The sequence below is a fragment of the Anaerovirgula multivorans genome, assembly GCF_900188145.1.
Taxonomy (GTDB): domain Bacteria; phylum Bacillota; class Clostridia; order Peptostreptococcales; family Natronincolaceae; genus Anaerovirgula; species Anaerovirgula multivorans.
Genome location: NZ_FZOJ01000020.1, coordinates 1 through 18,580, shown reverse-complemented (window position 1 = coordinate 18,580; position 18,580 = coordinate 1). Strand labels below are relative to the sequence as shown.

The window sequence follows — 18,580 nt, the reverse complement described above, 5'->3', positions numbered from 1 at the left end:
GCCTGTTTTTGAAATTTTATCAGTTTTCTAAAACAATTTCATCTCTTCTCCTACTGTTTTAAATATATCTACTGCCCTATCTAATTGTTCCTTTGTATGGGCAGCTGTTACCATACAACGTACTCTACCTGTTCCTTTAGGTACTGTTGGAAAAACAATCCCTGATGCAAATACACCATGATCAAAAAGTTTTTTACTAAACTCCATCGTTTTACCTTCTTCTCCTATGATTACAGGTGTAATAGGGGTGCCACTATTCCCTATATTGTATCCTAATTTACTTATTTTTTCTTTAAAATATTTGGCATTATCCCATAATCTATCAGTGTATTCTGTAGTGCTCATCAATAGTTTTACAGCCTCCATAATTGCTCCTACTGTTGCTGGTGGTAAAGAAGTACTGAATAAAAGTGGTCTACCACGATGGCTCAACCAATCCTTCATAGTATGGCTTCCCGCCACGTAGCCACCTATTACTCCTATGGCCTTCGATAGGGTTCCAATTGTAAAGTCAACTCTTCCATGTAATCCAAAATGATCTATTGTTCCTCTACCACTTTCACCTAGCACCCCAGAACCATGAGCATCATCTACATAGGTCATAGCATTGTATTTTTCAGCTAGATTTACAATGTCAGGTAGTGGTGCAATATCACCGTCCATACTAAATACACCATCTGTAATGATCAGTATATTTCTATATTTATCCCTATTTTCCTTCAATACTTCTTCTAAATGGTTCATATTTGCATGCTTAAATACTGTTTTGTCTGCTCTACTTAATCTGGCTCCATCAATGATACTAGCATGATTTAGTTCATCAGATACGATTAAGTCTCCCTTTTCTGTCACAGCTTGAATCGTACCAGCATTACAATTAAATCCTGACTGAAATACCATAACTGCCTCTTCTCTCTTAAATTCAGCCAATAATTTTTCCATTTCTTCATGAATATCCATATTGCCGATGATGGTTCTAACAGCTCCTGCTCCGACTCCATACTTATCTACTACTTCGACAGCAGCTTTTTTTAATCTTGGGTGATTTGCAAAGCCTAAATAATTGTTAGAAGATAAGTTAATAACCTTTTTACCGTTTAATATTACCTCTGCTTCATTGGCTCCTTCTAAAACTGGTAGTTTTCTGTAGACTCCTTGGTCTTTTAATTCCTGTATCTTTTCTTTAAGGAACTGTAGTTCATGTACATTTGACATTACTATGACCTCCTAATTTAAAATATTTACCATTAATTTAATACTACATTTTCTTTTCTTTTCCTTCTTAAATAATGAAAGTTATAATATTTTCATTTTTCCCCCCTTACAGAAATTTAAAACATCTTAAAAGAAATGTCCCTAAAATAGTGACATTTCTTTTATCTGAAAGCTATTATTTATTTGTTTTTTCTATCATTTGATTATAGTATTCTATTTTTTTCTTCACTTCTTTAAATATCTTTTCATAAGACTCTCCTGTTATTATTTCTATTCCTTCTTCTATATGTTTGATAGCATATATATGAAAATTCTTCCTTTTAATCGCTTCTACAACCTCATCACACAACATCAAATTATCAATATTTTGATAAGGTATCATTACCCCTTGACTTTTAGTAAAGCCTCTATTTTTGCATAATCGATAAAATCCTTCTATTTTTTCTGTAACACCACCCACTGGTTGTATATCTCCCTTTTGATTAACAGATCCTGTTACAGCTATATCTTGTCTTAAAGGAATACCAGAAATACTAGAAAGCAAAGCATATAGTTCTCCACTGGAAGCGCTGTCTCCATCTATACCTCCATAAGACTGTTCGAAACAAATGGAAGAGGTGATGCTTAAGTTTGTGTCTTGAGCAAAATTTTCTGTTAAAAGCCCAGTTAGTATCATTATTCCCTTGTCGTAGATAGCACCACTTAAATTGATTTCCCTCTCTATATTAACAATACCTTCCCTGCCTATTCCACTGGTAACAGTAATAACACTTGGCTTTCCAAAGGTATATTCCCCTAAATTAATTACAGATAAACCATTAATCACTCCGACCTTCTCGCCCTTTACATCAATCAATACCTTTTGTGTCTCAAAAGTTTCTTCAACTCTAGTTTGATATTTATTAAGTCTAGCCCACTTTTCGTGGATAGCCTTATCTACCTGTTTTCCTGTGATGATATCACTATATTCTAGCTTTGCCCATTGATTTGCTTCGATAACTATCTCAATTATTTTGTTAAATCTAGTAGTTAATTTATTTTGGTCACCTGTAAGACGGGAGCTATATTCTATAAGCCTTGCCACACCATCAGCACTAAAATGCCTTATACCATAGCATTCAATATAGGAGCTGATGAAAGCTGCTATTTGTTTTTCATGTTCAGCAGTTCTAGGCATTTCATAATCAAAGTCTACCAATACTTTAAAGTATTTTTGAAAGTCCTCATCATAATGATAAAGCAGGTGATATAAATGTTCACTTCCTATTAAAATAATCTTCAAATCAATGGGGATAGGCTCTAACTTTAAAGAAGTAACATCAATTCCCAATTGACTTCCCATATTTTCCACAGTTATTTCTTTAGTATGCAGAATTCGTTTCAACGTCTCCCATGCATAAGGAATCTCTAACAATTGCTTCATTTCTAATATTAAATAGCCTCCGTTGGCTAAATGAATAGCTCCAGGCTTTATATGCAAAAAATCTGTTCGTAAGGCCCCATTAATATTTTCATATTCTATTTTACCGGTTAATTTGTTTAAAGTAGGATTGAACTCTGTAACTACCGGTGCTCCCTTCATTCCGCTATTATTAATCAGTAGATTCACTTTATATTTTTTTACAAAGTCTTCCGTCTCAGCCTTTTTAGATACATTAGGTGTTTCCTCTTCCTCACTTACAAACTGATATATATTCTCTATTAAGTCTTTTTCAACTCTTCTTAAGTATTCAAGAACATTATCACAATCCACATATTTCTCTATTAAATCATGGATAAGTGGTTTTACAACGAAGAGACCTACCTTCATTTCTAATTGAATCAGTCTCTTTTTCGCTAATCTTTCAAGATTTTTTATTTTTAACAAGATGTCCAAGGCTGCTTCTTGAATCTCTTCCAGTTGTATTTCCAGCCTCCTTGATTCTTCATCATTTAGCAGCTTTAATTCTTCGTCACTCATTTCTTCGCCATCCTTTAAAGGAATAAAGACGAAGCCCGTACTGGTATTCTTAATACCAAATTGTTTCTTGTCTGCATACTCAGTTAAATAATGTAATAACTTGCTTTTTTGTTCCTGATATTGCTTCATAATTTCATTTCTTCTTCGATCATAATCATCACTATTAAAGGCTTGTGGTACTTGGGTAAATAGTTCTTCTACTAATTCACTCATGTCCTCCTGTAGTGCTCTACCTTTCCCAGCAGGTAAGTTTAAAGCCATTGCTTTGCTACTGCTTTCAAAGCTATATACGTAGCACCAATCATCAGGAACATCTCCGGTTGATGCAATTTTTTTTACGATTTCCTTCGTATAGGTGGTTCTACCCGTTCCTTTGCTACCGCTAATATAAATATTGTAGCTTGGATTATCAATTTGTAATCCAAATGCCATTGCTTCTTCTCCCTTTTTTTGTCCCATGATACCCTTTAATGGTTCTACTTCCTCTGTAGTCTCAAAGGAAAGATTCTCCATGTCACAATACCTTTTTACTTGTTTATAGGATAGTTCAGCGTGCTTTTCCATACCCGTCCCTCCTTCACTGTAAATAGAACAAAACTTAATTCATAAGTAGACAATCGAAAGTTTGCTTTGTAACTTTCGTGTTGGTCACTTAGTTTGTTTATCCAGAGGGAGTTTTTATTCCCACTGAATTGTAGCCGTGTTTACTTGGAGGATGTAGTGCTTGATCTCCCGGAAGATCAAGCACTACATCGAAAGGTAAACCTTACTAACATACTATTCAGAAGGAGGGTTATATTCTACTAATTCCTTTAAGAAAGCATTTTTTATTTTATCGCTTTTTTTCACAGGAGATCTTTTTGCAATAATATTCTATTGTCTTTAATACCTCTTCATCCTTCTCTTGTTTTTTAACTTTCATAAGAATCTGATATGCTTTGAAAGGATCTAATTCGCAAATAGCCCAAATAGCATACTTTCTAATTTCTGGTCTGTTATCCTGCAGCAACGGTAATAAATAAGGAATTGTTTTTTTATCACCATGATTTACTAAAGCAATAATGGCATTCCTTTGTAAAATTTTTTTCCCTCTCCACCCCGCTGAGGTTTCTCCATAAGTCTTCTTAAACTCCTTATTAGACATGGATAGGAGCTGTAATAGGTCTGGTTTATGCAAAGCTTCCTTGGGATAAAAATCTTCTTCTGTTTCCTTCTTTATCTCTTTATTGTGGGGGCAAACCTGTTGGCATATATCACAACCGTAAAGACTTTTCCCTAAGCTTTTTCTATCTGATTCTTTAATATCTTCTTTTTGTTGTAATATATTAGATAAACATTTTTTTGCATTAAATTTATAAGGTGCTTCTATAGCACCTTTAGGGCAATGCTTTATACATAAATTGCATCCTTGGCAGCTCCTATTGTTTAAAGGCTTATCTGAAGGAATTTCTAAATTGTTAAGCATATATCCGATAAAAAACCAAGAGCCATATTCATCATTCATCAAAATAGAATTATATCCATACCATCCTAGTCCCGCACGATAAGCTACATGTCTATCCACTAAAGGCCCTGTATCAACAAAGCTTTTATAATCAAATTTTTCTTTTTTTCCTTTTATAAACGTCGCAATTTTCTCCAGCTTTTCTTTAACCACATCATGATAATCTTTACCCCATGCTGTCCGTGCTAATTCTCCGTGAAATAAAGGTGTTTCTTTCTGTTGTAAATTTTCCTCATCAATATAATAGGGGAGGGCTATAACTAGAATAGATTTAGCCTCTGGCATCGTCTTTTTCGGGTCAATCCGGAGATCAATATCCTTTTCTTCAAATCCTGAAAGATATTCTAGTTTTTTTCTTTCCTCTAAGATTCCCCTTATATCTTCAAAAGCCTCAGCACTGGTAAAGCCAATCATACTTACTCCTATTGATTTAGCATAATTAACTATTTGTTCCTTTAAGGTCAAGATAAAGCCTCCTCTCTCAGGTGTTATACAATAAAATTAGGAGACCATTATATGATCTCCTAAGAAAAAGGATTTACAAAAGTCCTAATTTCATTTAGCGGCCATATTCTCATTATAACTTTTCCTCTTATTTGCTGTGTATAAATGCAACAAAATCTTCTACTATCATTACTATTATTTCTATTATCTCCCATTACAAAAACCTTATCTGTCGGAACTGTACCATAGGTGTGTTCATAATCTTTATCTACATATATTTCTGCACAAATATACTCTTCTGCTATTTCTATGTCATTAATAGATAATACGCCCTTTGCGATACAATAAGCATCTCCTTCAGTGGCTATCACCCGTTTTACGAAGAGTTCATCTCTTGCTAGCTCCTTAGGAGGTTGAAATATGACAATATCTCCTCTTTTAGACCTGTTCCTAAAATAGGGTAGCTTTACATATATTAATCTATCGGAGGAATTTATAGTTGGATACATCGACTCCCCCTCTACAACCGCTAGGCTAAAAACATAGTAATCTACTATAAATAGTAGCATTAGGGTTATAGTGATCGTCTTTAATAAATCATATTTTTTAGAATTAATTTTCTTCATACAATCACATCCTATAAATGACTATAAGTAAAAAAATTCTAAATTAACCCTCACTATGGATGTTAACCGAAATTTTTGATTGAAACTTCTCCTTCGGTGTATTGCTTTTAGCCTGCCGCTTCAGCAAGCGACAGTCCAAGCACTACATCCTCAAAATAAACTAGGCTACAATTCAGAGGGGGTAAAGATTCTCTCTGAATTAAGTCTCGTTTTGTCTTCCTTGACAGAAGCTATCATAAAAATATATAGACCTGTTAAAATTAATACTCCACTAATGGCTTGCGGAAGGGTTGGGATTTCTTTTAGCAATATTATTGCTAAAAAAGTAGCTCCTACTGGTTCCCCTAGCATTGCAGTAGAAACCCTATTGGCTTCAATATAACGTAGTGACCAATTAAAAATCGTATGACCTCCGATGGTGCATATTACAGCCATTGCTAAGAACAAAGCATAATCCATTTGAGAATAACCTATTAATGGGGTTTTTAATATAACATTGATGCCTACTAAAAGTAAGGCACACACACCATAGACAAAAAATCCATAGGTTACTGTAGATACTCTTTTTCTGATGCCTCTCCCCATAATGATATACAGTGCTCCAAAAAAACCTCCTAACAGTGCTAAAACATCGCCATATAGATGTTCCGAACCAAGTTGGAAATCAAAAATGCCCATAATGCTACTTCCTGCGATCGCAGTAAGCATGCCTATTATACTCACTTTATTCAGCCTCTCTTGGTATAGAAAATAACCAATGGCAGCAGTGAAAATTGGCTGCAATCCTACTAAAACTGTAGAGGAAGCCACTGTCGTATACTGCAAAGATGTAATCCATGTACTAAAATGCAATGCCATGAATCCTCCACTAAGAGCACACAAAAGAAAATCCTTCAGTTTAATTTCTTTTATTTCTTTCCATCTTGTGATTAATGTTACAGGAAGGAATAGTAAGAAGGTTATCACCATACGATACATAGCTATGATATTTGAAGGTGCAGTAGTATTTTTAACAAATATTGCAGAAAAAGAAACGCTAATAATACCGATAATCAGTATAAAATATACTCTATTTATTTTATGATTTTCCTCCAAGATAATCTCCCCTTAATAAATAAGATAGACAAAGCTTCCTACCATAATGCCTGTTATCAATATTTTTACAGATAAGCTAACAATATACCCAATAACCCCAGCACTTCCTGCTTTTATTGCTTGCATTAACTCTTTTCCTGAAAGGATCTCTCCTAAGATTAACCCTATCACCTGCCCTATTAGTAGTCCTATAACATTTAGAATAACAAGGCCTCCAAACCCACCCAAAATCATTCCTATCATTCCCCAGGTAGACACATTAAATCTCTTTGCTGTGAAAAAGGAGGCTAAATAGTCTACTATAATGGTAATAAAGGTTAGTATTGCAAATATAATAATCCAATTGAAAGTGATAACAGCAAAGTCTGTTATGAACCCATATAAAACTATACCCATTAGGACCAAAATGGGTCCTGGCAGAATCGGAATAAAAATTCCTAATACTCCTAAAATAATTAAAACAAAACTAATTACCATTGACGCATTTTCCATAATAATCACCTATACTTTATTTATTCTAAAAGATTCCCCAAAATCCTTTATTCTCTTTAGTATTATTTACTATAATTTGTTTGCATTTTAGAACAAAAATATCCATATAAAAAAAAAGATGAAGATGATCTCCGTCTTTTTTTTGCACTCTATGAAAGTGACTGACACCAAATCAAAGATTTGGGTTATCTACTTTTATATCATTTTAGTGAAAGCTGCTGCCTCCAATAAACTCTCTTAGAATAGAAGTTTTAGGAATATCTTCTTCTCTTTCTAAAGCTACAAAGTAGCTTAAAAATTTCATCAGCCGTTTTGCTTCAGAGAAGTAGGGACTGGTATTATCTACTTGCCTTAATAAGGGTTCGGCATATTTTTTTAGCAGGCTTAGCTCATAAAAAAGTGCTGAGTTAAACATGGCATCCGCTTCCTCTTGAAAAGGAAATATATTCTTTTCTTCTCCTCTTCTTACAGACTTCCACATAGCCAGCGTAGCCTCCGCATCCTTTGAACGATATTTGCTATCTCGAACGATACGTCTTATTAGTCTTGTATCAGTGGTAGGTATTCTGTTATGTTCGTCTACATTTAGCTGTGTCAGTGCACTAATATAGATTTTAAACTTTTTGTTCCTAGCTATGGCAGAAGTCAATTCATCGTTTAATGCATGAATGCCTTCCAGTATTATAGGTTGATTAGATTGAATCTGTATTTTGTGACCCCGATACTCTCTTTTTCCTGTATGAAAATTGAAGGTAGGTATTTCTATTTCTTCACCCTGTAATATTCTTTCTAAATCCCTATTAAATAGCTTTAAATCGATAGCATAAAGGGATTCAAAATCATATTCTCCCTTTTCATCTAAAGGTGTTTCTTCTCGATTTACAAAATAGTCATCTAAAGAAATAGCCACTGGTTTAATGCCGTTTACCTTTAATTGTATCATCAATCTTTGAGCAAAGGTTGTTTTCCCTGAAGAGGAAGGTCCTGCAATTAATACTACTCTTTTTTCATGGATATTTTCTGTTATACTATCAGCTAGTTCAGCAATTCTCTTTTCATGAAGCGCTTCAGCAATTCTAATAAACTCATCTTCCTTTTGAGTTACAATCAGGTCGTTTAATGCTGCAACATAATCAATTTCCAGTATTTCTCCCCATTTTTCTGCCTCTCTGAATACTTTAAATAGCTTTGGATGCTCATGAAATTCTGGAATTTTTCCCCCATCTTCAAATCTAGGGAACTGCAACACAACTCCTGGAGCATAGTATTGTAATTTAAATTCCTTCAGATACCCTGTTGAAGGTACCATATATCCATAAAAATAATTTTTTAGCCAACCACATTGATAAATGTTTATATAAGGTTTCTCCCGATATTTTAATAATTTTTCTTTTCCTGTTTGCCCATAATCTCTAAAGATTTCTTTAGCTTCATCTACAGGAATTCTACTTTTTTCTAATCGGACATCTTCAGAAACAATCTCTTTCATTCTTTCCTGAATTCTAATGACATCCTGATCATTAATAGATCTTTTATAGTGCACTTCACAATAAAGCCCTTTACTAAGCGAGTGTTCTACTGATACTTTGCATCCTGAAAAAAATTCCATACATGCTCTTATAAAAACAAAAGATAGACTTCTTTGATAAATCCTTGATCCAATAGAAGAACATATATCAATGAGTTTAATATCACAATCCTCATCTAATGTATATTTTAACTCCTTTAACTGATTGTCAACAAGAGCTGCAACAATCAAATGCTTTATCTTTGGTTGGAAGTCCTTTATTATTTCTTCTAACAAAGTTCCTTCTTCATATTTAAAAGGTCCTTCATCATTTACAGTAATTGAAATATAATTTTGTATCTTATTACTTTCCATCCAGAGTCCCCCTATAGATTTAAAATTGAGTAATAAAACTCCTATATACTATTATATACTTTTTTTTGCTTTAATAACAATTGAAAGTATGCAACCTTTTTAAAAAACAAATCCCTAGCAGGATAACTACTAGGGATGAGATGTATTACAGACTTACATCATTGGTCGACTTGGTAGTGAAATATCACTTAAAGCTCTACCTGCATCATCTACATAGACATTTCTAACAGCTAAATCACCTATTGCCACGATACCTATTAATCTACCATCCTCTATAACTGGTAATCTTCTTATTTGATTTTGTGCCATTAGTCTTGCTGCTTCGTGGACATGACTATCAGGAGTAATCGATATTAATTCTTTTGACATAACATTTTCTATTTTATCAGATGATCGATATCCATCTCCAATGCCCCTAACTACAATATCCCTGTCAGTAACAATTCCTACCACGTGATTTTGATGGTCACAGATTGGGATAGTTCCCACATTTAATTCCTTCATTTTTCTTGATATTTCATCAATAGTATCGCTGGTATTAGCCGCTGAAACATGAGTTGTCATAATCTCTCTTACTTTCATTTGCATTCCCTCCTAAACTTATTCTAAATATATGATTTGCATTTTAGAAGGTTTTTATAAGTAGAAAGAATTTGTTAATTTAATGCAGTAATATATTCCGAAGTTAAAGCTACATCAGTAGCTAGAAAGCCCATTCTATTAAATGGATATAATCTTAAAAAAGCCTTTCCTACAACATCATCTATATCTATTGGTCCTAGTATGTCATCTCTACTATCTAAGCTATTACGTCTATTATCTCCCATAGCAAAAATTTTACCTTCAGGTATAACCATGTCTATGTTTCCTTCTGTATAAGTATCTACTAGGTACGGTTCTTCCAAGTGCTGTCCATCAATATATACATCGCCGTTAGATATTGTGATTTCTTCTCCTGGTAAAGCTATTACTCTTTTAATTAATAACTTATCTTTACCAGTTGCAGTTTTTAATGGAGATTTAAACACAACAATATCTCCACGCTTTGGGGTTCCTAGGTTATATAAAAGTCTATTTACTATTAAAAAGTTATTTTCATCTAATGTCGGTATCATAGAATAATTTTTTACAATCGTTGGTTTAATAAAGGTAGTGATAACTAATGCTATTACCAATGATAATATTATAGTTTTTATCCATTCTAGGATTTCTTTTTTCATCTTATGTCCCCCCGTATTCTATTTTGCAAAAACTCTATAACTATTTTAACACTGTAGTATTTTTAAAGCAACTAATATTAACCATAGTTATATTGAAAGGTACTCATTTACAACTTCAATTAGGTTATCAAAATTAATATTGTTTTGTTGGTCATCCCAAACGACTTCCTCATCCATAAGCAATATTAGCTGAGGGACCTCATGGTTAATCTCTAACTTTTCTTCAATAGCTTCTGAAACCTCTAAATACTCTCTTACATCTACCATGGTAAATACTATATCTTCTTCATTTTCTTCCATGAATTCTAAATACTGTTGATAAGCTTCTTCACTTTCTACAATCGCAACATCATGTTTAAAAATAAAAATTGGTTTTTTGCTAGATTTTTGTATAATTTTATCTAAATCATCTACTGTGGTGATTTTTTTAATACGCTTTGCCATTATACACTCTCCCCTTCAAAATACATTTTTATTACTGTATTTTCTTGATTTTATTACTTTTATATTATTGTTTTACTGATATTATAACTGCTAGTGCAAATATTATGTAATTAAATTATTAAAAGTCACTATTTTATATATTTATATACTTGTGTTAATATTTACATCTATCCTTTTATTGAAAAGGAATAGGTAAATATGATATGCTTAAGTATATAAGGATAAACAACAAAAGGTGGTAAACAAATGGAAAAAATTAAAGATATACTTCACGATTTTAATGATGTTTTTATTGCTCTTATTATTGCAGGACTTATGTTTGGTGTAGTAGCTTGGAATTTGGGAGACTGGTTTAATAAAGACAGTATTGCTTCTGCTATAAATACAGTACCTACTGTAGAAGAGTCTGATATTCCAAAGGAACAAGAAGAGGATTCACAAAAGACTGTTGAAGAGGGTATAGAAGAACCTGTAGAAAAAGAACAACCAGAAGAAAAACCTTCTACAGATCCAATTCAAGTAGTTGTAGTAGACAACAAACAAATAACAATTCCAAGTGGTACTTCAGGAGGCGGTATTGCTAGAATTCTTTTAGAAAATGACTTGATTGATAATACCCAAGAGTTTATCCAGGTTGTTGAAAGTTTAAACTTAGCTTCAAAGTTAAAATCTGGCACCTTTGAAATATCTGACAACTTAACTCTTGAGGAGATAGCAAAAATTATTGCTGGACAAAAGTAAGTGACTCAAACCTCTGATTTGATGTCAGTCACTTTCACAGAGTAAAATTAGAAGCGACAATTGTCGCTTTTTTTATTTTTATTCTTTATCCTCTATAATTTTATTATAATCCCCTCTGCTGTATTTCGTGTATTTATTTAATCTAATAAGATTCACTCTCCATAAATAAATCACATAGGGGATAAAAAGAAGCATCAGTATAGGAATTCTTGCCATTAAAATAAAGTTGAACAAACCATGAAAAATAACAGGTATTAATAAAGATTTCGAAAAATACCTACGTTTCTCATTTTCATCTTCACTATATTTTGCTAAAGAAAGATAATATCCCATCGTGACTGCAAATAATATATGGGCAGGTACTGATAGCACGCCTCTCATAATTCCAACATAATAGTTGCTACTAAATCTAAATACTACATACATGATATTTTCAACTGTAGCAAAACCTAAAGCAGAAAAAGCACAATAGACGATTCCATCTAATTTTTCATTAAAGTGTCTACTATTATAAGCACTAAATAATACCACTGCTCTTTTAAAGTATTCTTCTGTCACTCCTGCAATAATGAATGCAGTAAAGGCAGCTCCGAATAGACCGGGAAAGATATTAACTCCTACTAAGATCCTTTGTATTATGATGACAGGTATTACAGATAAAGCGCCTAAAACAAAAACTTTAATCAACAAAGATAACGGTTCTCTATCATATCGATCCGTAAGATATATGGCTGCCGCAATAGCTATGCTAGGTATAACCGCAATAATAAATAATCTTATAGCCATTGTTTTCTCCTTCCTAAATAAGTACTGTTTTATTAATAGTATTTAATAATACCTTTTATATATCCAAATATTTTATTCCTATAAAAGCATAATCTTCCGAAGGATAAAATTTTATAAAAAAAAGGCACTCAATGAGCACCCTTATCTATCCTTTTGTTCTAATGCTTCTGCTCTTTCATGAGCCTTATGAATTAGAGCCTTCTTGTTTACTATATAACGTTCTTGCTTAGCAATAGCGATTTCTCCTACCTCATCATAGCATATATTTGTTAAATATAGTACATTCCCTTTAATTTTATCTAGTCGTGCCTTTACTGTCACTGTCATTCCCTGCAAGGTAGGTTTCTCATGGTCTATCTCCATTTTTTTTACAACAGTAATAAAGCCTTCTGGTATATTCTTACCGACTAAATCAACTGCTGCCTCAACCATCATTCCTACCAACGCTGAAGTAGAAAGCAAGGTTTCTATACCGCTCCTTCCAAAGCTTAATGTTGTATCTTCATAAGCCACTTTTTTTTGTATTGTATAGGTCATACCCTCTTGGAGTTTTACATCCTTCATCATGTGATAAACCTCCTCTTCTCTTTTATATATATATATACCTTACTTTCTATTAAAATATCACAGAAAATCAAGTATGTAAAAAAGACCGGGTAAAATCCGGTCTTAATAAATTTTTTTGGCATCTATATATTCTTGCACGATTCTTAATGCTTCACCAAATCTTTGGAAATGCACTACTTCTCTTTCCCTTAAGAATCTCAAAGCATCTTTTACACCAGGGTCATCAGTAAGATTTAATAAATGCTCATACACTGCTCTAGCTTTTTGCTCGGCAGCCATATCTTCATGTAAATCCGTAATAGGATCTGAATGGGCTTGGATGTAAGTTGCCGTCCATGGTACTCCGTTTGAATCTGAATAAAATAAAGCTTTATCTCTGATTGCATAGAAAGAACCCATATCTACGGCCTCGTAATCCTCAACAGTTGCATCTTTTGTTAATTGGTAGATCATCGTTGTTATTATCTCTACATGAGCTAGTTCTTCTGTGCCTATATCTGTTAATAGTCCCTTAGCTTCATTCGTAGGGATAGTGTATCTCTGATTTAAATATCTTAATGCTGCTGAAAGCTCACCATCTGGGCCACCATACTGTGTCAATAAATATTGGGCTAGTTTAGGATTAGGTCCACAGGTAACCCTAACAGGGTACTGCAACTTTTTTTCATAAATCCACATATACTTTCCTCCTTATACTCCTAAAATTGTTCTTCCCAAGGCCATGGACTATCTAACCATTTCCAAGGATATGGGCTAGGTGAAAAACCATATTGTAATAGTGGTCCATACGCCATGTCATATTGTTGTTTAAGCATTAAAAGCTGCTGACTATAACAGTTAAAGTCCATCAAGGCTTTTTGGTCAAAGGGGTGTGTATCTAAGTATAGCTGTAGCTCCACTAAAGCAAACTCCACATCTTGAATTTTCCTCATTAAGGCTTTTCTTTCCATCATTATTTTTCCCCCTTCCAATGTGGATCTTTTTCAATATAAGGCTGATATAACTCGGGAAATAGAGTTCCTTTCTGTATGGCTTCTGTTAAAGGGTAGGCCTGTATATAGGTCTGATAAGGTACATAGGCACGGGCCATCATTACATACATAGGCATAAAGGGGATAGGATATATGCCAGGATAAGGTGTATGCATCATGTTATCTCCTCCTCTTAATTAATTTGATCTATGACAAGGAATTCTTGTAGTAATATTGTATTCAAACCCATTAGTTTTTGTGTTTTATTTGTCATAAATTAATTCCATAGAGCATATACTTAATATTTATGAGCAATAAAAAAACAGAGGTTTTTCCTCTGTTTATTCATATCTTGTTGCTCCAGTACTGGTCAATATAGTAAAAAGGAATAAAGGCTCTATGGTCAATCTTTACTACTGCTTTGTACTTTTAAAATTTCAATAACTCCTTTATCCCATAGGGTATTTCCTCAAGAATATCTCCTGCCAACATGCTATACTGTCCATACTTTTCAGCTGTCCTATCACCAGCTTTCCCATGAAGATAAGCCGCGGTAATAGTAGCCTCTAATGGAGAAATCCCTTGTGCCAACAAGCCTGTAATCATACCGGTTAGAACATCTCCGCTTCCTGCAGTTGCCATGCCTGGATTTCCAGTGCTATTGATATAAACATTTCCCTTTTCATCCGAGATAATCGTCCTAGCTCCCTTCAATAATGTGATTACCTTCCACTTTAAGGAGAAACCCCTTGCAACATCTATTCTGTTTCTGTTGATCTCATCAATAGAGAGGCCTGTAAGCCTAGCCATTTCACCAGGATGGGGCGTAATGATACATGGAGCTTTTAAGGACTTTAAAATATCTATATTCTCTGCTAATAGATTTAATCCATCTGCATCGATTACTACAGGCACAGTAGCTTCTTCTACTACAGCTTCTAATAACTTTTTAAATGCTTCAGCTCTTCCACTCCCAGGCCCTATAGCAATAGCATCTTCTCCCTTTAGTCTAAAAGCCTGTTGATTATCTTGATTCCATAATTCTTCTAAAGATACAGTTATTGCTTCTATAAGCTGGTTTTCTATAATAACACTTAGTTCCTTTGGTACTGCCGTCTTTACAATGCCTGCCCCACTTCGCAATGCAGCTTTAGAAGCCAAAATAGCGGCTCCAGTCATACCAAAAGAACCTGCAATAATTAAAGCCTTACCATAACTACCCTTATGGGTATCGGAATATCGCTTAGGTAAAAGGGCCTGTACCATCTTTTCTGTAATAAGACTTATTTTTGCTTCTATAGCATCAATAGCATTCTTAGGAATACCAATATTCTCAATCAAGAGCTTCCCACAATAATCACTGCCTGGATAAAGAATATTACCTATCTTAGGCAATTGAAAGGTAATGGTTTTGTTGGCTTTAACAGCTTCTCCATAGACTTCCCCATCATCACCATTTATCCCTGAAGGTATATCAATTGCTATTATTTCTTTCTTACTTTTATTAACGATAGCTATAACTTCTTTTATTACTCCCTCTATTGGTCTTTGCAATCCCGTTCCTAGTATGCCATCTACTAAAATACCGCATTTCTCCAAAGAATCTTCTAACATTGCTAAGTCTTCTTCATCTTTAATAGTAGTAATAGAAGCTTTTAGATGAACTAGTATCTCGTAATTTATCTTTGCATCTCCCTTGATGCTAGAGGTGTTTCCTATAACATAGGTGTCAACTCCTAACCCGTAACTTATTAAATGTCTTGCGATAACAAAACCATCCCCGCCGTTGTTGCCTAGCCCACAGAGTATAGCCACCCTTTTATTTTCTTTTATTTCTAAGGACTTTACTATCTCTTTTACTACAGCGATTCCCGCATTCTCCATCAAAATAATACCAGGAATTTTATACTCCTCTATAGCTATTCTGTCTAAATTCTTCATTTCCTCATTACTAAAGATTTTCATAGCAATTTCCCCCTTAGTTCTCTATTCATAACTCTATACATTTCCTAGGAAAATATAACTTAAATGCTTTTCTGCTTCCTGTTTCGCCGTCTCCATAAAGTCAATATCCGTTGCCGGCTGATGATATTGATATCTTGGAAAATATCTAGAAAATGGAGATGTTAAATCCATAAAAAATTTGTGTGTCCGAGCGTAGCAAGTTCGCAAACTTTAGGATTTAACCTCGAAATAAAATGAGACTTAGTAGAATTGGTCTAGATCCTTTCCTAAATTTCAGCTTTATCTAGTATTTTATCTATAGTAGCTCCTCCTAAACAAACTTCTCCATCATAAAAAACAACAGCCTGACCTGGAGTCACCGCCTTTTGAGGGATATGAAATATCACCTTACATTCATCCTCTTTTGTGATAAATACCTTTACCTGTTGATCCTTCTGTCTATATCTGAACTTCGCTGTACACTCAAAGCCAGAATTAGGCTTTTTTTCGCTTACCCAACTTAAATCAGTGGCTAATAATCCATAGGAGTATAAGGCGGGATGCTTTTCTCCTTGAACTACATATAAGATATTATTTTTCAAATCTTTACTGACTACAAACCAAGGCTCGCCAGATCCACTGCCTCCAATTCCAAGTCCTTTTCTTTGCCCTAAAGTATAGTGCATTAATCCCTGATGTTTTCCCTTTATTTCTCCAGATAGACTTTTTATTTTTCCTGGCTGAGCTGGTAAATATCTAGATAAAAATTCGTTAAAATCTCTTTCTCCTATGAAGCAGATTCCTGTACTATCTTTCTTTTTTGCAGTGGCTAAATCATTTTTTTCTGCAATTTCTCTTACTTGTGATTTTGTTAAATGTCCAATGGGAAACATCGATTTCGATAATTGATATTGTCCTAAGGCATTTAAAAAGTATGTCTGGTCCTTATTAGAGTCTACGCCCCGTAATAGTCTATATTCTCCCTCATGATAGTCAATTTGAGCATAATGACCTGTAGCAAGATAATCAGCTCCCAATTTTAGTGCATGCTGTAGAAAGGCTTTGAATTTTATTTCTTTATTGCACATGACATCAGGATTTGGAGTTCTTCCTTTTTTGTACTCATCTAAAAAGTAAGTGAATACCTTGTCCCAGTATTCCTTTTCAAAATTTACAGTGTAATAGGGGATGCCAATTTGATCACAAACTCTTCTAACATCTTCATAATCCTCTGCAGCAGTACAGTAACCAAACTCATCAGTTTCATCCCAATTTTTCATAAAAATGCCTATAACATCATACCCCTCTTCCTTTAATAATAAAGCGGCTACAGAAGAATCTACCCCACCAGACATACCTATAATCACTTGTATATTTTTTTTTGGTTTTATCATCACTTTTCCCTTCCTTTACTGGTATAGATGTTCGTTTCTATACTTTATATGCTTGCATAATTTTTAATTCCAATACATTAAAGGGCTACATTTGAAATCCATGGTTACATCCTTTAGGCATGGAAGAGACCGTAGCCCCGTGACATTAAACTTAAATATTAGCATGATTTTTTATACCTTCTTTAACTATTATTAGTTTATCTATATACCTATATTGTATACTTTGTAGAAAATAATTAAATACCTAAATGAGAAAAACTGCTATCATAATAGCAGTTTTCTTATAAATTTATTTGCAATTATTATTTGCTAGTAGCTATAAACTTTAATGGCCCTTGTTTATTAACAATGTCCTCTAACTCATTATAGGGAATACCAAACTCTGGTATACCATATGCGTAAGGGGTGTATTCATACAACTGGAAGAAAACAGTTAAAGCTTCCTTGGTTAAATAGAAGTCCTGTTTTTTGTCAATAGTTTCAAATTCTACTAACATCGGGATATCCTTTTCAACCATTTCTTCTTTTATAAGTTCGTTGATTTTATTTACGTAGCCACTGTTCTTTATAAATAAATCAGCTAATTCATAGGTTTTTCCACTTTGTAAATCAAAATTTATCGCTTTTAAAGCCGTTAGTCCATGGGCTGCTCCTTTTGAATAGGAATGAATATAGATTAATACGCTTAAGAGATTGTATTCATTTAGTTCCACTTTATAATCTCCCCATATTTCCTTCGTATAATCCTCCTCATAACCCTGTTCTATAATCATTTTATATATCTCTTCTTGAATCGTTCCATTAATAGCTTGCTGTATATCTTCGTTATCTAACCCTATGATATCCGGATAGGTTAGACCTATCCTATGTCTGATTAGTTTTCTCTTTTCAATCTTTGCCTTGCCCTCTTCCTTGATCATGTATCTAATCACCTCTTTACATTTTTTATCCCGTCTCCCATAGTTTCTCTATATTAAGTATACTATTCAACTACTAGTAAGAGTGTTACGAAAAGTATCAGGCTAAATAAAAAAGATGTCTCATGTTTAAAATAGAATAGTAATATATCATCCTAATTAATAGCAAAATGAAGTCAATCACCATTAATTAAAGAGGCAGCTCAAAGAGTTTCTGGGGATGGATATTACATTTTTTTCTAAAGTATGCAAAGATGAAATCAGTAAACTTAAATAAGTAGAAAGGGGATATCGGGAAATTGAAAATTTCAGTTGAAATCCTCAAAAAATAATCAAGCCTATCGAATTTAGAGTTTATAATAACTCTAGACCTCGATA

General features: G+C 33.7%; 19 protein-coding genes. 1 reads left to right on the top strand and 18 read right to left on the bottom strand.

Annotated features, from left to right (window positions below; genetic code table 11):
• Positions 1 to 27 precede the first annotated feature (27 nt).
• The 10 genes from CHB72_RS16980 to ytxJ form a co-directional block, all read right to left on the bottom strand.
• Complete coding sequence (locus CHB72_RS16980) at positions 28 to 1,215, bottom strand: glycine C-acetyltransferase (RefSeq protein ID WP_089284071.1); 1,188 nt, start codon at positions 1,213 to 1,215, stop codon at positions 28 to 30.
• A 175-nt stretch (positions 1,216 to 1,390) separates the two neighbouring features.
• The gene (locus CHB72_RS16975) at positions 1,391 to 3,739 is read right to left on the bottom strand and encodes a Lon protease family protein (RefSeq protein WP_089284070.1); all 2,349 of its coding nucleotides are present in this window, start codon (positions 3,737 to 3,739) and stop codon (positions 1,391 to 1,393) included.
• 268 nt (positions 3,740 to 4,007) lie between these two features.
• The gene (gene queG / locus CHB72_RS16970; RefSeq protein ID WP_089284069.1) at positions 4,008 to 5,144 is read right to left on the bottom strand and encodes a tRNA epoxyqueuosine(34) reductase QueG; all 1,137 of its coding nucleotides are present in this window, start codon (positions 5,142 to 5,144) and stop codon (positions 4,008 to 4,010) included.
• A 59-nt stretch (positions 5,145 to 5,203) separates the two neighbouring features.
• Positions 5,204 to 5,749, bottom strand: a complete 546-nt coding sequence (lepB, locus tag CHB72_RS16965) for a signal peptidase I (protein WP_089284068.1) — start codon at positions 5,747 to 5,749, stop codon at positions 5,204 to 5,206.
• Positions 5,750 to 5,914: 165 nt separating this feature from the next.
• Positions 5,915 to 6,844, bottom strand: coding sequence for a DMT family transporter (locus CHB72_RS16960; RefSeq protein ID WP_089284067.1), 930 nt, complete (start codon positions 6,842 to 6,844; stop codon positions 5,915 to 5,917).
• A gap of 12 nt (positions 6,845 to 6,856) precedes the next feature.
• Complete coding sequence (locus CHB72_RS16955; RefSeq protein ID WP_089284066.1) at positions 6,857 to 7,336, bottom strand: DUF456 domain-containing protein; 480 nt, start codon at positions 7,334 to 7,336, stop codon at positions 6,857 to 6,859.
• Positions 7,337 to 7,541: 205 nt separating this feature from the next.
• On the bottom strand, positions 7,542 to 9,218 hold the full coding sequence (locus tag CHB72_RS16950) for a nucleoside kinase (RefSeq protein WP_089284065.1): 1,677 nt from the start codon (positions 9,216 to 9,218) through the stop codon (positions 7,542 to 7,544).
• 153 nt (positions 9,219 to 9,371) lie between these two features.
• Entirely contained in the window at positions 9,372 to 9,800 is a 429-nt protein-coding gene (locus tag CHB72_RS16945; RefSeq protein WP_176431433.1) for a CBS domain-containing protein, read from the bottom strand.
• A 74-nt stretch (positions 9,801 to 9,874) separates the two neighbouring features.
• On the bottom strand, positions 9,875 to 10,438 hold the full coding sequence (gene lepB, locus CHB72_RS16940) for a signal peptidase I (protein WP_089284063.1): 564 nt from the start codon (positions 10,436 to 10,438) through the stop codon (positions 9,875 to 9,877).
• An 87-nt stretch (positions 10,439 to 10,525) separates the two neighbouring features.
• A complete protein-coding gene (gene ytxJ / locus CHB72_RS16935; protein WP_089284062.1) occupies positions 10,526 to 10,882 on the bottom strand; it encodes a bacillithiol system redox-active protein YtxJ in 357 nt (118 codons plus the stop codon).
• Positions 10,883 to 11,128: 246 nt separating this feature from the next.
• Between ytxJ and CHB72_RS16930 the strand changes: the two genes are divergently transcribed.
• On the top strand, positions 11,129 to 11,623 hold the full coding sequence (locus tag CHB72_RS16930; RefSeq protein WP_089284061.1) for a hypothetical protein: 495 nt from the start codon (positions 11,129 to 11,131) through the stop codon (positions 11,621 to 11,623).
• Between the two features lie 78 nt (positions 11,624 to 11,701).
• Here the strand turns inward: CHB72_RS16930 and CHB72_RS16925 are convergent, their stop codons facing one another.
• The 8 genes from CHB72_RS16925 to CHB72_RS16890 all read right to left on the bottom strand — a co-directional run bounded on the left by CHB72_RS16925 (position 11,702) and on the right by CHB72_RS16890 (position 18,205).
• Positions 11,702 to 12,409 carry a PrsW family intramembrane metalloprotease gene (locus tag CHB72_RS16925; protein WP_089284060.1) on the bottom strand — a complete coding sequence of 236 codons (708 nt, stop codon included), beginning with the start codon at positions 12,407 to 12,409 and terminating at the stop codon, positions 11,702 to 11,704.
• A gap of 141 nt (positions 12,410 to 12,550) precedes the next feature.
• Positions 12,551 to 12,976, bottom strand: a complete 426-nt coding sequence (locus CHB72_RS16920) for a thioesterase family protein (RefSeq protein ID WP_089284059.1) — start codon at positions 12,974 to 12,976, stop codon at positions 12,551 to 12,553.
• Between the two features lie 102 nt (positions 12,977 to 13,078).
• On the bottom strand, positions 13,079 to 13,654 hold the full coding sequence (locus CHB72_RS16915) for a manganese catalase family protein (protein WP_089284058.1): 576 nt from the start codon (positions 13,652 to 13,654) through the stop codon (positions 13,079 to 13,081).
• Between the two features lie 20 nt (positions 13,655 to 13,674).
• Positions 13,675 to 13,929, bottom strand: a complete 255-nt coding sequence (locus CHB72_RS16910; RefSeq protein WP_089284057.1) for a spore coat protein CotJB — start codon at positions 13,927 to 13,929, stop codon at positions 13,675 to 13,677.
• The gene (locus tag CHB72_RS16905) at positions 13,929 to 14,126 is read right to left on the bottom strand and encodes a spore coat associated protein CotJA (protein WP_207652592.1); all 198 of its coding nucleotides are present in this window, start codon (positions 14,124 to 14,126) and stop codon (positions 13,929 to 13,931) included. The genes CHB72_RS16910 and CHB72_RS16905 overlap by 1 nt, the downstream gene beginning before the upstream one ends.
• A gap of 250 nt (positions 14,127 to 14,376) precedes the next feature.
• Positions 14,377 to 15,912, bottom strand: coding sequence for an NAD(P)H-hydrate dehydratase (locus tag CHB72_RS16900; protein WP_089284056.1), 1,536 nt, complete (start codon positions 15,910 to 15,912; stop codon positions 14,377 to 14,379).
• A 266-nt stretch (positions 15,913 to 16,178) separates the two neighbouring features.
• Complete coding sequence (gene mnmA / locus CHB72_RS16895; RefSeq protein ID WP_089284055.1) at positions 16,179 to 17,285, bottom strand: tRNA 2-thiouridine(34) synthase MnmA; 1,107 nt, start codon at positions 17,283 to 17,285, stop codon at positions 16,179 to 16,181.
• A gap of 302 nt (positions 17,286 to 17,587) precedes the next feature.
• Positions 17,588 to 18,205: a DUF3298 and DUF4163 domain-containing protein gene (locus CHB72_RS16890; protein ID WP_089284054.1), complete on the bottom strand. Its 618-nt coding sequence runs from the start codon at positions 18,203 to 18,205 to the stop codon at positions 17,588 to 17,590.
• Positions 18,206 to 18,580 lie beyond the last annotated feature (375 nt).

Excerpts from the sequence above, each read along its gene's own strand:
- ytxJ (WP_089284062.1), bottom strand. The coding sequence starts at position 10,882 with ATGGCAAAGCGTATTAAAAAAATCACCACAGTAGATGATTTAGATAAA.
- CHB72_RS16945 (WP_176431433.1), bottom strand. The coding sequence starts at position 9,800 with ATGAAAGTAAGAGAGATTATGACAACTCATGTTTCAGCGGCTAATACC.
- lepB (WP_089284068.1), bottom strand. The coding sequence starts at position 5,749 with ATGAAGAAAATTAATTCTAAAAAATATGATTTATTAAAGACGATCACT.
- CHB72_RS16905 (WP_207652592.1), bottom strand. The coding sequence starts at position 14,126 with ATGATGCATACACCTTATCCTGGCATATATCCTATCCCCTTTATGCCT.
- CHB72_RS16950 (WP_089284065.1), bottom strand. The coding sequence starts at position 9,218 with ATGGAAAGTAATAAGATACAAAATTATATTTCAATTACTGTAAATGAT.
- CHB72_RS16955 (WP_089284066.1), bottom strand. The coding sequence starts at position 7,336 with ATGGAAAATGCGTCAATGGTAATTAGTTTTGTTTTAATTATTTTAGGA.
- CHB72_RS16980 (WP_089284071.1), bottom strand. The coding sequence starts at position 1,215 with ATGTCAAATGTACATGAACTACAGTTCCTTAAAGAAAAGATACAGGAA.
- mnmA (WP_089284055.1), bottom strand. The coding sequence starts at position 17,285 with ATGATAAAACCAAAAAAAAATATACAAGTGATTATAGGTATGTCTGGT.
- CHB72_RS16930 (WP_089284061.1), top strand. The coding sequence starts at position 11,129 with ATGGAAAAAATTAAAGATATACTTCACGATTTTAATGATGTTTTTATT.
- lepB (WP_089284063.1), bottom strand. The coding sequence starts at position 10,438 with ATGAAAAAAGAAATCCTAGAATGGATAAAAACTATAATATTATCATTG.
- CHB72_RS16925 (WP_089284060.1), bottom strand. The coding sequence starts at position 12,409 with ATGGCTATAAGATTATTTATTATTGCGGTTATACCTAGCATAGCTATT.
- CHB72_RS16915 (WP_089284058.1), bottom strand. The coding sequence starts at position 13,654 with ATGTGGATTTATGAAAAAAAGTTGCAGTACCCTGTTAGGGTTACCTGT.
- CHB72_RS16910 (WP_089284057.1), bottom strand. The coding sequence starts at position 13,929 with ATGATGGAAAGAAAAGCCTTAATGAGGAAAATTCAAGATGTGGAGTTT.
- CHB72_RS16890 (WP_089284054.1), bottom strand. The coding sequence starts at position 18,205 with ATGATCAAGGAAGAGGGCAAGGCAAAGATTGAAAAGAGAAAACTAATC.
- CHB72_RS16920 (WP_089284059.1), bottom strand. The coding sequence starts at position 12,976 with ATGATGAAGGATGTAAAACTCCAAGAGGGTATGACCTATACAATACAA.
- CHB72_RS16975 (WP_089284070.1), bottom strand. The coding sequence starts at position 3,739 with ATGGAAAAGCACGCTGAACTATCCTATAAACAAGTAAAAAGGTATTGT.
- CHB72_RS16900 (WP_089284056.1), bottom strand. The coding sequence starts at position 15,912 with ATGAAAATCTTTAGTAATGAGGAAATGAAGAATTTAGACAGAATAGCT.